Raw genomic sequence first — 13,261 nt, 5'->3', positions numbered from 1 at the left:
GCGCGCCCGTTGCGTCCACGCGGGAACCTGCATCCTGAAAATAATAAACATCGCGCCAGTGCTTAAACTTTTTTACTACAGGTGATTTATGACTTACGTAATTGTTCATGCTCTTGCACCGATTTTCGTCATCATGCTGCTGGGATTCTGGGCCGGTAAGGCAAAGATGGTCGATAACAAAAATGTTTCCCTGCTGAATATCTTCGTGATGGATTTTGCACTCCCGGCCGCGCTATTCAGCGCCACCGTGCAAACCTCGTGGACCGGCATCGTGGCGCAGTCGCCGCTGATCCTGGTGCTCACCCTGGCGATGTGGATCACCTATGCGGTCATCTACTTCCTCGCGACAAACGTATTTAAAAAATCCCCGCAAGATGCGGCCGTGCTGACGCTTACCGTCGCCCTGCCAAACTACGCGGCGCTTGGCCTGCCGATTCTGGGCAGCGTGCTGGGCGAAGGCTCTTCAACGTCGCTGTCCGTGGCGGTCTCCATCGCCTGTGGTTCAGTGCTGATGACCCCGTTCTGCCTGCTGATTCTGGAGCGTGAGAAAGCCCGCGCCGAAGGCAATAACTCCGGTTCAACGCTTTCCATGCTGCCGGTGCTGATGTGGCGTTCCATTAAAAAACCGATCGTGATGGGCCCGCTGCTGGGTGTGATCCTGTCCGCTATCGGCATCAAAATGCCGGAGCTGGTGCTGGCGGCGATTAAACCGCTGGGACTGTCCGCGACCGCTGCGGCGCTGTTCCTGACCGGCGTGATCCTCTCTGCCCGTAAGCTCCAGATCAACACCATGGTGATCACTTCTACTATCGCCAAGCTGCTGATCCAGCCAGCGATTGCCTGGGGTATCGTTTTAATCTTCGGTCTGCACGGCTCCGTGGCGATCACCGCCATCCTGATGATTGCGCTGTCCGCGGGCTTCTTTGGCGTGGTGTTCGGTAACCGCTTTGGCGTGCAGTCGCCGGATGCTGAAGCCGTGCTGCTGTTGAGCTCCATACTGTGTATCCTGTCGCTGCCGCTGTTTATCTCGCTGACTTCAGGAATGTAATCATGACCACAACATTACGCCCACACGACCTCATCTGGCTTACCGCGCGCGACGCCCTGGAAGGGATTACTGAATCCTGGGTGGACGCGGCCTGGCATACCGGGCTACCGGTAGTGGTACGGCGTGATGTTGATAATGAAGGCCGTATTCCCGTTGGCGTGCGCGGATTGCGCCGCGACCAGCGGGCGGCCGGATGGGTGAAGCCTGAGAACGTGTTGCGCGTGGTGTCGCCCGAAGATTTGAGCGTTGCCGCCGACCTGCTGCGTTCGCCGTTTATCACCCAGCCGCCGGTTCAGGTGGCGCTTCAGCTTGCGCAGCAGTCATGGCCGTGGACGTGGGGGATAACCGGCAGTACGGGTTACGCGCTGGCGACCGGCATTCCGGTGATCCACGCCGACAGCGATCTCGATCTGCTGATCCGCGCCCCGTGTACCGTTTCCCCTGAGGCGTTTACTGACTGGCAGGCTCAGCTCAGTCGTGCGTTGTGCCGGGCGGATACACAGGTGGATACGCCCGAGGGCGGATTCGCGCTGGCGGAATGGTTACGCGACGGCAAAACGCTGCTAAAAACACAATATGGGCCGCGCCTGGTAGCGGATCCATGGCACAGGGAGGAGTAATGAAAATATTGTTTACCTTTCCGGGGCAGGGCACACAGCACGAAGGTATGCTGCAAAACCTGCCGGGAACGGAGCTGGAGCAGGCCCGTGCTGTGCTGGGGGCGGAAGTCGATACCGTGGACAGCGCATCCTCGTTAACCCACACCCGCGCGGTTCAGCTTTCGCTGTTGATTGCAGGCGTGACCTGGGCGCGCGAGCTGGAACGTCGCGGCGTGTCGCCGGATATTGTCAGCGGTCTGTCCATTGGCGCTTATCCTGCGGCGGTTATCGCCGGTGTGCTGGACTTTACGGACGCGCTGAAGCTGGTGGCGCTGCGCGGCGATCTGATGGAGCAGGCGTATCCCCACGGCTACGGCCTGACGGCGATAATGGGGTTGACCCTGCCCCAGGTGGAAAACCTGATTCAGGGGACAGGAACCTATATCGCTAACCTGAACGCCGAAACGCAGATCGTGATTGCCGGAGCCGATGACGGCATGGCGCAGGTAGCCGAACGCGCGCTGGCGAAGGGCGCGAACAAGGCCAAACGGCTGGCGGTAAGCGTACCGTCGCACTGTGAACTGCTGGCGGAACCGGCGCAGAAGCTGGCCGCGGCGTTTGAATCAGTCACGCTTTCACGCCCCCGCTGCGCGTACCTGAGCGGCAGTACCGGGCGCGTGCTTTGGCAGCCGGAGAAAATTGCCGACGACCTGGCGATGAATATGGCGCGAACCGTGCGCTGGCAGGAGGCGGTGATTTCCGCTAACGAGCGCGAAGCGCGTCTGGCGATTGAGATGCCGCCAGGGGGTATTCTGACCTGTCTGACGCGGCAGGCGGCGTGGGAAGGCGAATCCATTTCGCTGGAGCGCAGCGGAGTGGACGTGGCGGTGCATCTGGCGGGTCGGCTTCAGCGGTGACTTTTTGCCCGGTAAGCGTAGCGCCACCGGGCAATAACATCAGGCACTATCCTGCAAACTTCTGGCATACATCCGCCCTTCCGCGGCCAGCGCCCGCAGGCTCGGATCCTGCTCGCGGTTGCGGGCAAAGACGATCGCAATCAGCTGCTGCATCTGGTACGGCTGCGCCAGCTTCAGTAGCTGCACCGAATTTTCGTACACTTTCTTCATCCTGCCCGGCATCAGTGTAAACCCGACCCCCGCCTGCACCAGGCTCAGCATCGAAAAGATATCGTTCACGCGCGTCACAATCTCCGGCTCAAAACCGGCGATATGAAACGCTTCCTGAAACCCGGCGTAAGTGGCGAACCCTTCCGCGAGGGCGACAAATTTCTGATCTTTATAATCACGCAGATCGGCGGGGCCGCTGGTATTCAGCGTGGCAGAAGCCGGTGCGGCAAGGAAAATATCGTCATGGAACAGAGGAAGCACTTCGAGGCTGTTACGGTCGATATCGCTCTCGGAGATAGAGATTAAAATCGCATCCAGCGATCCCTCATCCAGCATATGGAGCAGGGTTTCGTTCGAGCCCATCGTCAGATCCATCTCCAGATCCGGACGGCGCAGCTTCATGCCCATTATCAGACGCGGCACGGTTTCCAGAGTCAGCGAGTAGAGCGTGCCGACGCGCAACCGTCCCTGGCCGATACCGGCGATCTTGCGCGACTCTTCCAGCCCGCGCTCCATCACCTGCATCACCTCCTGACAATACTCCAGCAGCGTCCATGCGGAGGGGAGGGCAATCAGGTTACGCCCTTTGTGAGCAAAGAGCGGGCAGCGGACGTTCTCTTCGAGGGTATGCAGCGCGCGGTGCACGCTGACACCGCTCAGGCCGAGCGTTTCGGCGGTACGTGCGATATTGCCCTTCTCCATGAACGTCATGAAGATGCTGAGCTTACGGAATGTAATCTCGCTCGTGGTATCGAAGCTCATAACCCTCCCGGCGTGTTAGTCGGCTTGCAGCATCGCTTCCAGCTGTTCCTGCGCGTCCAGCCATGCCATTTCGCACTCTTCGAGGCTGGATTTGGTTTTCGCCTGAGTTTGCAGACAGTCCGTCAGCTCCGCTTTGCGGCTCTGATCGTACAGTTCGCTGTCGCCCAGCTTCTCTTCGACGGCAGCAAGCGTGGCGTTGAGCTTTTCCATCTCTTTTTCGAGGCGGGCAATCTCTTTACGCAGCGGTTGCGTCTGGGTGCGCAGCTCCGCTTCACGGCGCTTCTGGTCTTTACGCGCCTGGGCGCTGTTGGCGTTGTCTTTCGCTGACTCTTCCGGCTGGTTTTCCTGCTTCTGCACGTCCGTCAGCCACTGCTGGTAGTCTTCCAGGTCGCCGTCAAACGGTTCAACTTTGCCGCCGTGTACCAGATAGAGATCGTCGGTGGTGGAGCGGATCAGGTGGCGATCGTGCGACACGACAACCAGCGCCCCTTCGAACTCAATCAGCGCTTCGGTCAGCGCCTGACGCATGTCGAGATCGAGGTGGTTGGTTGGTTCATCAAGCAGCAGCAGGTTTGGACGCTGCCAGACGATCAGCGCCAGCACCAGACGGGCTTTTTCACCGCCGGAGAAACGCGCTGTATTTTCAGTCACCTTATCGCCCTGGAAGCCAAAGCCGCCGAGGTAGTCGCGCAGCTTTTGCTCCATCTCCTGCGGCGCCAGGCGAGCCAGGTGCTGAATTGGCGATTCATCCGCGCGTAAAAATTCCAGCTGATGCTGGGCGAAGTAGCCAAGCTTAATGCCCTTCGCCAGGCCGATTTCGCCGCTGACCGGGTTAAGCTCGCCCGCCAGCAGCTTGATCAGCGTGGATTTACCGGCGCCGTTACGCCCCAGCAGGCCAATGCGTGAACCCGGCACCAGGTTAAGCTTAATAGAGTCGAGAATAATGCGATCGCCATAGCCTGCGCTCACTTTTTCCATTTTCAGCAGCGGGTTCGGCAGGCTCTCCGGCTCGCGGAAACTGAAGTGGAACGGGTTATCCACGTGCGCGGGGGCGATCATCTCCATGCGTTCCAGCATCTTGATGCGGCTCTGCGCCTGCTTGGCTTTTGACGCCTTGGCCTTGAAACGATCCACAAAGCTTTGCAGGTGCGCCACGCGCTGCTGCTGGCTTTCATACATCGCCTGTTGCTGGGCAAGGCGCGTCGCGCGCTGGCGCTCGAAAGAGCTGTAGTTGCCGGTGTACTCGAACATGCTTTGCTGTTCGATATGAATGATTTTATCCACCACCGGATCGAGGAAGTCGCGGTCGTGGGAGATCAGAATCAGAGTGCCCTGATAGCTCTTGAGCCACTTCTCCAGCCAAATAACCGCATCAAGATCGAGGTGGTTGGTGGGTTCATCGAGCAGCAGGAGGTCGGAGCGGCAGATCAGCGCCTGCGCCAGGTTGAGGCGCATACGCCAGCCGCCGGAGAAATCGCTCACCGGGCGTTCAAGCTGTTCGTTGCTGAAACCCAGGCCGTGCAGCAGGCTGGAGGCGCGGGAGCGAATGGTCCAGGCATCGATGGCGTCCAGCTTGCCGTGGACGGTGGCGATGGCGTGGCCGTCGTTGCGTTCGTTGGCGGCGTTGAGCTCTGCTTCGAGCTTGCGGTATTCACGGTCGCCGTCGATAACATAGTCGAGCGCGGGTTCGCTCAGCGCGGGCGTCTCCTGGTTCACCCAGGCGAGCTGCCAGTTGCCCGGGAATGTAAAGTTACCGCCATCCGCGCTTATCTCGTTTTTCAGCAGTGCCAGCAGGGTGGATTTACCGCAGCCGTTTTTGCCGACCAGCCCCACTTTCTGGCCCGGGTTGATGGTAGCAGTCGCGTTATCCAGCAGGACGCGCACGCCGCGACGAATTTGTAACGAGGAGAAAACAATCATAGAAGCGCCGTATGTTCCGACTATGTTAATTTGTCATTATGATAATGTAAGGTGTGGGCCATTTTCCCCACCGGGCCGCCATGGTAGCCCAAAACGACAACAATACACAAAAACAGAACCGGGAGGGGAATGATGTCTCAGACAGCGAAAGTGCTGCTGCTGTATGCCCATCCGGAATCACAGGACTCGGTGGCGAACCGGGTGCTGCTTAAGCCGGCCACACAGCTCAGTAACGTAACGGTGCACGATCTCTACGCGCACTATCCCGATTTTTTTATCGATATTCCTTACGAGCAGGAACTGCTGCGTCAGCACGACGTGATTGTGTTCCAGCATCCGCTTTATACCTACAGCTGTCCGGCACTGCTGAAAGAGTGGCTGGACCGCGTGCTGAGCCGGGGCTTCTCCAGCGGGGTGGGGGGCAACCAGCTGGCGGGAAAGTACTGGCGGAGTGTCATTACCACCGGTGAGCCGGAAAGCGCTTACCGTCACGACGGGCTGAACCGTTACCCCATGAGCGACATTCTGCGGCCGTTTGAGCTGACGGCGGCGATGTGCCGTATGCACTGGATGAGCCCGATTATTATCTACTGGGCACGGCGGCAGGATCCGAAAGCGCTGGCGAGCCATGCCAGGGCCTATGGCGAATGGCTGGCGTCACCGATTCCGGCGGGAGGACGCTAATGGACGGTTCGAATTTACTCCTTGCCGGGGTGCTGTTTTTGTTCGCCGCCGTCGTCGCGGTCCCGCTTGCCGCGCGTCTCGGCATTGGCGCGGTGCTGGGTTATTTGCTGGCGGGGATAGCCATTGGCCCCTGGGGGCTTGGGTTTATCAGCGATGTGGATGAAATTCTTCACTTCTCTGAACTGGGCGTGGTCTTCCTGATGTTCATCATTGGCCTTGAGCTGAACCCCTCCAAGCTGTGGCAGCTGCGGCAATCTATTTTTGGCGTCGGGGCGGCGCAGGTGTTACTCAGCGCGGCCATTCTCGCGGGACTGCTGATGTTGACGCAGTTTTCCTGGCAGGCCGCGGTGATTGGCGGGATCGGTCTTGCGATGTCGTCGACGGCGATGGCGCTTCAGCTGATGCGCGACAAAGGGATGAACCGCAACGAGGCGGGGCAACTGGGCTTTTCGGTGCTGCTGTTCCAGGATTTAGCGGTGATCCCGGCGCTGGCGCTGGTGCCGCTGCTGGCGGGATCCGGAGACGATCATTTCGACTGGATGAAGATTTCCATTAAGGTGCTGGCCTTCGCGGGGATGCTGATCGGCGGACGGTTTTTACTGCGTCCGGTATTCCGGTTTATTGCAGCATCCGGCGTGCGCGAGGTATTCACCGCCGCAACGCTGCTGCTGGTGCTTGGCTCAGCGCTGTTTATGGATGCGCTGGGGCTGTCGATGGCGCTTGGGACGTTTATCGCCGGGGTGCTGCTTGCGGAAAGCGAGTACCGCCACGAGCTGGAGACCGCCATCGATCCGTTTAAGGGGCTGCTGCTAGGGCTGTTCTTTATCTCGGTGGGTATGGCGCTTAATCTTGGCGTGCTCTATACCCATCTGCTGTGGGTTATTGCGAGTGTCGCCGTGCTGGTGGCGGTCAAAACGCTGGTGCTGTATCTCCTCGCGAGGATTTACGGGCTGCGCAGCTCGGAAAGAATGCAGTTTTCCAGCGTGTTAAGCCAGGGGGGAGAATTTGCGTTTGTGCTGTTTTCCACGGCGTCGTCTCAGAAGCTGTTCAAAGATGACCAGATGGCGCTGCTGCTGGTGACGGTCACGCTGTCGATGATGACCACCCCGCTGCTGATGAAGCTGGTGGACAAACTGCTGTCGCGCCGCCTGAATCCCGCAGACGATGAAGATGAAACGCCGTGGGTGGAGGACGATAAGCCGCAGGTGATCGTCGTGGGCTTTGGCCGCTTCGGGCAGGTGATTGGTCGCCTGTTGATGGCAAATAAAATGCGCATTACGGTGCTGGAGCGCGATATCAGCGCCGTCAACCTGATGCGCAAATATGGTTATAAGGTGTACTACGGCGATGCGACGCAGCTTGAGCTGTTGCGCTCGGCGGGCGCAGAGGCTGCGGAGTCCATCGTCATCACCTGTAACGATCCGGAAGACACGATGAAGCTGGTGGAGCTGTGCCAGCAGCATTTCCCGCATCTGCATATTCTGGCGCGTGCGCGTGGACGTGTGGAGGCTCACGAACTTTTGCAGGCGGGTGTGAAACACTTCTCCCGCGAAACCTTCTCCAGCGCGCTGGAGCTGGGACGCAAGGCGCTGGTTTCGCTGGGTATGCATCCTCATCAGGCGCAACGCGCCCAGATGCATTTCCGCAGGCTGGATATGCGAATGCTGCGTGAACTGATGCCCGTGCACAGCGACACGGCGCAGATCTCCCGCGTGCGGGAAGCGCGTCGCGAACTGGAGGAGATCTTCCAGCGTGAGATGCAACAGGAACGACGCCAGCTCGACGGCTGGGATGAATTTGAATAAAGGGTAACGAAAGATGGCTGTACGTAAACGCTTTATCGCGGGCGCAAAATGCCCATCCTGCCAGGCGCAAGATACGCTGGCCATGTGGCGTGAAAATAATATCGATATCGTTGAATGTGTTAAGTGCGGTCACCAGATGCGTGAGGCCGACAAAGAAGCCCGCGATCATGTTCGCAAAGAAGAGCAAGTGATCGGCATTTTTCATCCAGACTAGCGATATGCTCTGAGTTTTTTTAAGCTTAAGGGTACACGGGTGCAGATTTCCGCTACAATCTGCGCCAGCAATTTTCCCACGCTCAGGAGATATCATGAAAGTAGCAAAAGACCTGGTGGTCAGCCTGGCCTATCAGGTACGTACAGAAGACGGTGTGTTGGTTGATGAGTCTCCGGTGAGTGCGCCGCTGGACTACCTGCATGGTCACGGTTCCCTGATTTCCGGCCTGGAAACGGCGCTGGAAGGCCATGAAGTTGGCGACAAATTCGACGTTGCTGTAGGCGCGAACGACGCTTACGGTCAGTATGACGACAACCTGGTTCAGCGCGTTCCTAAAGACGTATTCATGGGCGTTGACGAGTTGCAGGTTGGCATGCGCTTCCTGGCGGAAACTGACCAGGGTCCGGTTCCGGTTGAAATCACTGAAGTTGAAGACGACCACGTTGTAGTTGACGGCAACCACATGCTGGCGGGTCAGAACCTGAAGTTCAACGTAGAAGTTGTTGCGATCCGTGAAGCGACTGAAGAAGAGCTGGCTCATGGCCACGTTCACGGTGCGCACGGTCACGACCATGACCACGATCACGGCCATGACGGCTGCTGCGGTGGTCACGGCCACGACCATGGTCATGACCACGGCCACGGTAAAGGTGGTTGCGGTAACGGCGGCTGCGGTTGCCACTGATTCCGTACTCCGGAAAATAAAAAAGCGGGATAATCCCGCTTTTTTTACGCCTCAATAATGAGGTGGTGGCGTCTCTTCTGACTGAGAGGCAATGTTTGACGGCTGCGTGGCCTTCAGCTTTTCCGTCAGCAGGCGCATGTGATCGCGCAGTTTTGCCATTTCAAGCTCATGGGCCGTCACGGTCTGGTTCAGTTCTTCGATGGTGATGTCCTGAAAAGCCAGGCGGCTTTCCAGCTCAGCCAGTCTCGCTTCGATCGTTGTATCCTTCATCATTCACCTCGTTTATCTGTCGTTCGCCATAATGGACCAGCGGCGGCGAAGTTTAGCTGACTTTTTCCTTAAGTACAGTATCCATCTCCCTGACAAGAAACTTATTTAAACAAAAATAGTCTGAAAAGAAGCGACATTCGGGGGAGTCTGTCTGTAGATTTCTTCCACAACGTTTTATAGTACGTCACTCATTTACGTTTAACACTGGGGTGAGAGACCTCAGGTCCTGGAGATATGGATGAAATCACTGTTTAAAGTTACGCTGCTGGCGACCACTATGGCTGTAGCGCTCAATGCGCCGCTGTCTTTCGCTGCTGATACTGCTGCGAAGCCTGCTGCGACTACAGACAGCAAAGCGGCATTCAAAAATGACGACCAGAAATCCGCCTACGCACTTGGCGCGTCTCTGGGTCGTTACATGGAAAACTCTCTGAAAGAACAAGAGAAACTGGGCATCAAACTGGACAAAAACCAGCTGATCGCAGGGGTCCAGGATGCGTTCGCAGACAAGAGCAAACTGTCTGACCAGGAAATCGAGCAGACTCTGCAAGCGTTTGAAGCGCGCGTGAAAGGCGCCGCTCAGACCAAGATGGAAGCAGATGCAAAAGATAACGAAGCGAAAGGCAAAGCCTACCGCGACAAGTTCGCTAAAGAGAAAGGCGTTAAAACGTCTTCTACTGGCCTGATCTATAAGGTTGAGAAAGAAGGTACTGGCGACGCGCCTAAAGACAGCGACACCGTTGTGGTGAACTACAAAGGTACGCTGATCGACGGTAAAGAGTTCGATAACTCTTATACCCGTGGTGAGCCTCTCTCCTTCCGTCTGGATGGTGTGATCCCGGGCTGGACCGAAGGCCTGAAGAACATCAAGAAAGGCGGTAAAATCAAGCTGGTCATCCCACCGGATCTGGCTTACGGCAAAACCGGCGTTCCGGGTATCCCGGCTAACTCCACGCTGGTATTTGATGTAGAACTGTTGGACATCAAACCGGCGCCGAAAGCGGATGCGAAAACAGACGCACCGGCTGACGACAAAGCCGCAGCAGCTAAGAAGTAATGCTGAAAAAAACCGCCGCCTTTACAGGCGGCGGTTTTTTTATTGTGGGGCAGATATAATTAACACTGGAAAGCGTTATACACGCTGTATTAATTTAGTTGTCCGTGTAGATAATGAGCCTGCCCTGAAAACCTAACGACAGGCTCCTGAAAAGGAGTGTTTTTTTCATGTCCAGGTCGCTTTTAACCAACGAAACCAGTGAACTTGATTTGCTGGATCAACGTCCATTTGATCAGACCGACTTCGATATTCTGAAATCCTACGAAGCGGTAGTGGACGGGTTAGCGATGCTCATTGGTTCCCACTGCGAAATCGTATTGCATTCCCTGCAAGATCTTAAGTGTTCCGCTATCCGCATTGCGAATGGTGAGCACACTGGCCGTAAAATTGGTTCGCCAATCACCGACCTTGCATTGCGTATGTTGCATGACATGACCGGCGCGGACAGCAGCGTCTCAAAATGCTATTTCACCCGCGCCAAAAGCGGCGTGCTGATGAAATCAGAAACGATCGCGATTAGAAACCGCGAACACCGGGTAATCGGTTTGCTGTGCATCAACATGAACCTTGATGTGCCATTCTCGCAAATCATGAGCACCTTCATCCCGCCAGAAACGCCGGACGTGGGCTCATCGGTGAACTTTGCTTCTTCGGTTGAGGATCTCGTGACCCAGACGCTGGAGTTCACCATTGAAGAGGTGAATGCCGATCGCAACGTATCCAACAACGCCAAGAATCGTCAGATCGTCCTGAACCTCTATGAGAAAGGGATTTTTGATATCAAAGATGCCATCAACCAGGTGGCCGATCGCCTGAATATCTCCAAACACACGGTTTACCTCTATATTCGCCAGTTCAAAAGCGGCGACTTTCTGGGACAAGACAAGTAATGCGTTTTGCGTTAATGGTGACGGGCCCGGCGTACGGTACCCAGCAGGCCAGCAGCGCGCTACAGTTTGCCCATGCGCTGCTTGATGCCGGTCATGAACTGGCAAGCGTCTTCTTCTATCGTGAAGGGGTCTATAACGCGAACCAGTTTACGTCCCCGGCGAGCGATGAGTTTGACCTTGTGCGCGCCTGGCAAAAATTAAACGAAACGCAGGGCGTTGACCTGCATATCTGCGTCGCGGCGGCACTGCGTCGCGGCGTGACGGATGCGACCGAAGCCGAACGCCTTGGTCTGGCGGGGGCTAACCTGCAACCGGGCTTTTCCCTCAGTGGTCTAGGTGCCCTGGCACAGGCGGCGTTGACCTGCGACAGAGTGGTGCAATTTTGATGAAGCGCGTAGCGTTTGTTTTTACTTCTGCGCCGCATGGCAGCGCTTCAGGCCGGGAAGGGCTGGATGCATTGCTCGCGACATCGGCATTAACCGAAGATATCGGCGTCTTCTTTTTAGGCGATGGCGTATTCCAGCTTCTTGCAGGCCAACAACCGCAGGCCATTCTTGCGCGCGACTACATTGCGACCTTTAAAGTTCTGCCGCTCTATGACATTGAAACCTTCTATGTGTGCGCCGACTCGCTGGCCGCGCGTGGGTTAAACGAGATAACACCGTTCGTGCTGGACGTGACGATCCTGACATCTGCTGCGCTGCGCGAACAACTCTCTCACTACGATACCGTTCTGACTTTCTGAGGCTGTCATGCTCCATACCCTGAGCCGTTCACCGTGGCAATGTGATATCGACACGTTACTGAGCATGCTGCGCGAAGGTGATGATCTGCTGCTGATTCAGGATGGCGTGCTCGCGGCGCTTGAAGGCAGCCGTTTTGTTGAAATCCTCGCGAATGCCCCCATTACAGTCTCTGCGCTGAAAGAGGATCTGGATGCGCGGGGTCTTTCTGGTCAAATTTCAGCCAAAATTGACGTGGTTGGCTATACTGATTTCGTCAATCTTACTGTGACGCACGCCAGTCAAATGAACTGGTGATTTGAGATCGCTGTATATTTCTTGACACCTTTTCGACGTAGCCCTAAAATTTCGCGTCCTCATATTGTATGAGGTCGTTTTATTACGTGTTTACGAAGCAAAAGCTAAAACCAGGAGCTATTTAATGGCAACAGTTAACCAGCTGGTACGCAAACCACGTGCACGCAAAGTTGCAAAAAGCAACGTGCCTGCGCTGGAAGCCTGCCCGCAGAAACGTGGCGTATGTACTCGTGTATATACCACCACTCCTAAAAAACCAAACTCCGCACTGCGTAAAGTATGCCGTGTGCGTTTGACTAACGGTTTTGAAGTGACTTCCTACATCGGTGGTGAAGGTCACAACCTTCAGGAGCACTCCGTGATCCTGATCCGTGGCGGTCGTGTTAAAGACCTTCCGGGTGTTCGTTACCACACCGTTCGTGGTGCGCTGGACTGCTCAGGTGTTAAAGACCGTAAGCAGGCTCGCTCCAAGTACGGCGTGAAGCGTCCTAAGGCTTAATGGTTCTCCGTTAAGTAAGGCCAAACTGATTTATCTTAATGTCAAACTAAACTCGTAGAGTTTTGGACAATCCTGAATTAACAACGGAGTAATCCCATGCCACGTCGTCGCGTCATTGGTCAGCGTAAAATTCTTCCAGATCCGAAATTCGGATCAGAACTGCTGGCAAAATTTGTAAATATCCTGATGGTAGATGGTAAAAAATCTACCGCAGAAGCAATCGTATACAGCGCGCTGGAGACCCTGGCTCAGCGTTCTGGTAAAAATGAACTGGAAGCCTTCGAAGTCGCTCTCGACAACGTGCGCCCGACTGTAGAAGTTAAGTCTCGCCGCGTTGGTGGTTCTACTTATCAGGTTCCAGTTGAAGTTCGTCCGGTTCGTCGTAATGCTCTGGCAATGCGTTGGATCGTTGAAGCTGCTCGTAAACGCGGTGATAAATCCATGGCTCTGCGTCTGGCGAACGAACTTTCTGATGCTGCGGAAAACAAAGGTACCGCAGTTAAGAAACGTGAAGACGTTCACCGTATGGCAGAAGCCAACAAGGCGTTCGCACACTACCGTTGGTAATCCCTTCGGAGTCGTAGTCACCAGGCGGGCGCTTCAGAGAAGCCGCCCGCTCTGGGTAACTTAACTGAACGCCTAAAGATATAAACGAGGAATC

At 56.1% G+C, this 13,261-nt stretch carries 17 protein-coding genes; 14 read left to right on the top strand and 3 right to left on the bottom strand.

Going from position 1 to position 13,261, the window contains the following annotated elements; genetic code table 11:
• Positions 1-88 precede the first annotated feature (88 nt).
• The 3 genes from SK53_RS18900 to mdcH are packed head-to-tail and all read left to right on the top strand — an operon-like array spanning position 89 to position 2,564.
• The gene (locus SK53_RS18900) at positions 89-1,048 is read left to right on the top strand and encodes an AEC family transporter (RefSeq protein ID WP_045343850.1); all 960 of its coding nucleotides are present in this window, start codon (positions 89-91) and stop codon (positions 1,046-1,048) included.
• A 2-nt stretch (positions 1,049-1,050) separates the two neighbouring features.
• Positions 1,051-1,668: a malonate decarboxylase holo-ACP synthase gene (locus SK53_RS18895; RefSeq protein ID WP_003861679.1), complete on the top strand. Its 618-nt coding sequence runs from the start codon at positions 1,051-1,053 to the stop codon at positions 1,666-1,668.
• Positions 1,668-2,564 carry a malonate decarboxylase subunit epsilon gene (mdcH, locus tag SK53_RS18890; RefSeq protein WP_048209881.1) on the top strand — a complete coding sequence of 299 codons (897 nt, stop codon included), beginning with the start codon at positions 1,668-1,670 and terminating at the stop codon, positions 2,562-2,564. The genes SK53_RS18895 and mdcH overlap by 1 nt, the downstream gene beginning before the upstream one ends.
• A 39-nt stretch (positions 2,565-2,603) precedes the next feature.
• On the opposite strand, the gene SK53_RS18885 is transcribed toward mdcH, so the two are convergent.
• Together SK53_RS18885 and SK53_RS18880 are read right to left on the bottom strand one after the other, a co-directional pair.
• Positions 2,604-3,536 (bottom strand): LysR substrate-binding domain-containing protein, encoded by a 933-nt coding sequence (locus SK53_RS18885; protein ID WP_023323815.1) that lies wholly within the window; start codon positions 3,534-3,536, stop codon positions 2,604-2,606.
• Positions 3,537-3,551: 15 nt separating this feature from the next.
• Positions 3,552-5,456: an ABC transporter ATP-binding protein gene (locus SK53_RS18880; RefSeq protein ID WP_003861684.1), complete on the bottom strand. Its 1,905-nt coding sequence runs from the start codon at positions 5,454-5,456 to the stop codon at positions 3,552-3,554.
• 129 nt (positions 5,457-5,585) lie between these two features.
• Here SK53_RS18880 and kefG point away from each other — a divergent pair, with 129 nt between their 5' ends.
• The 4 genes from kefG (at position 5,586) to slyD (ending at position 8,844) form a co-directional block, all read left to right on the top strand.
• On the top strand, positions 5,586-6,140 hold the full coding sequence (kefG, locus tag SK53_RS18875) for a glutathione-regulated potassium-efflux system ancillary protein KefG (RefSeq protein ID WP_059288194.1): 555 nt from the start codon (positions 5,586-5,588) through the stop codon (positions 6,138-6,140).
• A complete protein-coding gene (gene kefB / locus SK53_RS18870) occupies positions 6,140-7,945 on the top strand; it encodes a glutathione-regulated potassium-efflux system protein KefB (RefSeq protein ID WP_048209880.1) in 1,806 nt (601 codons plus the stop codon). The genes kefG and kefB overlap by 1 nt, the downstream gene beginning before the upstream one ends.
• Before the next feature lie 13 nt (positions 7,946-7,958).
• Positions 7,959-8,159 carry a YheV family putative zinc ribbon protein gene (locus SK53_RS18865; protein ID WP_003861689.1) on the top strand — a complete coding sequence of 67 codons (201 nt, stop codon included), beginning with the start codon at positions 7,959-7,961 and terminating at the stop codon, positions 8,157-8,159.
• Positions 8,160-8,253: 94 nt separating this feature from the next.
• The gene (gene slyD, locus SK53_RS18860) at positions 8,254-8,844 is read left to right on the top strand and encodes a peptidylprolyl isomerase (RefSeq protein ID WP_003861691.1); all 591 of its coding nucleotides are present in this window, start codon (positions 8,254-8,256) and stop codon (positions 8,842-8,844) included.
• A 51-nt stretch (positions 8,845-8,895) separates the two neighbouring features.
• Here slyD and SK53_RS18855 read toward each other — a convergent pair whose 3' ends face one another.
• The gene (locus SK53_RS18855; protein WP_003861693.1) at positions 8,896-9,114 is read right to left on the bottom strand and encodes a protein SlyX; all 219 of its coding nucleotides are present in this window, start codon (positions 9,112-9,114) and stop codon (positions 8,896-8,898) included.
• A gap of 238 nt (positions 9,115-9,352) precedes the next feature.
• On the opposite strand from SK53_RS18855, the gene fkpA reads away from it, so the two are divergent.
• The 7 genes from fkpA (at position 9,353) to rpsG (ending at position 13,167) form a co-directional block, all read left to right on the top strand.
• Positions 9,353-10,171, top strand: a complete 819-nt coding sequence (gene fkpA / locus SK53_RS18850; protein ID WP_003861695.1) for an FKBP-type peptidyl-prolyl cis-trans isomerase — start codon at positions 9,353-9,355, stop codon at positions 10,169-10,171.
• Between the two features lie 167 nt (positions 10,172-10,338).
• The gene (locus SK53_RS18845; RefSeq protein WP_003861697.1) at positions 10,339-11,061 is read left to right on the top strand and encodes a helix-turn-helix transcriptional regulator; all 723 of its coding nucleotides are present in this window, start codon (positions 10,339-10,341) and stop codon (positions 11,059-11,061) included.
• A complete protein-coding gene (tusD, locus tag SK53_RS18840) occupies positions 11,061-11,447 on the top strand; it encodes a sulfurtransferase complex subunit TusD (RefSeq protein WP_003861699.1) in 387 nt (128 codons plus the stop codon). Before SK53_RS18845 ends, tusD begins: the two co-directional genes overlap by 1 nt.
• Positions 11,447-11,806 (top strand): sulfurtransferase complex subunit TusC, encoded by a 360-nt coding sequence (gene tusC / locus SK53_RS18835; RefSeq protein ID WP_023323813.1) that lies wholly within the window; start codon positions 11,447-11,449, stop codon positions 11,804-11,806. Before tusD ends, tusC begins: the two co-directional genes overlap by 1 nt.
• Before the next feature lie 7 nt (positions 11,807-11,813).
• Positions 11,814-12,101 (top strand): sulfurtransferase complex subunit TusB, encoded by a 288-nt coding sequence (gene tusB / locus SK53_RS18830; RefSeq protein ID WP_015571409.1) that lies wholly within the window; start codon positions 11,814-11,816, stop codon positions 12,099-12,101.
• Between the two features lie 124 nt (positions 12,102-12,225).
• Positions 12,226-12,600, top strand: coding sequence for a 30S ribosomal protein S12 (gene rpsL, locus SK53_RS18825; RefSeq protein WP_000246815.1), 375 nt, complete (start codon positions 12,226-12,228; stop codon positions 12,598-12,600).
• Between the two features lie 96 nt (positions 12,601-12,696).
• Positions 12,697-13,167 (top strand): 30S ribosomal protein S7, encoded by a 471-nt coding sequence (gene rpsG / locus SK53_RS18820; protein WP_003861706.1) that lies wholly within the window; start codon positions 12,697-12,699, stop codon positions 13,165-13,167.
• Positions 13,168-13,261: the final 94 nt, after the last annotated feature.

It is taken from the genome of Enterobacter sp. MGH119 (assembly GCF_001037675.1).
Classification (GTDB): Bacteria; Pseudomonadota; Gammaproteobacteria; order Enterobacterales; family Enterobacteriaceae; genus Enterobacter; species Enterobacter hormaechei_C.
This window is presented reverse-complemented; position numbering and strand designations above follow the sequence as displayed.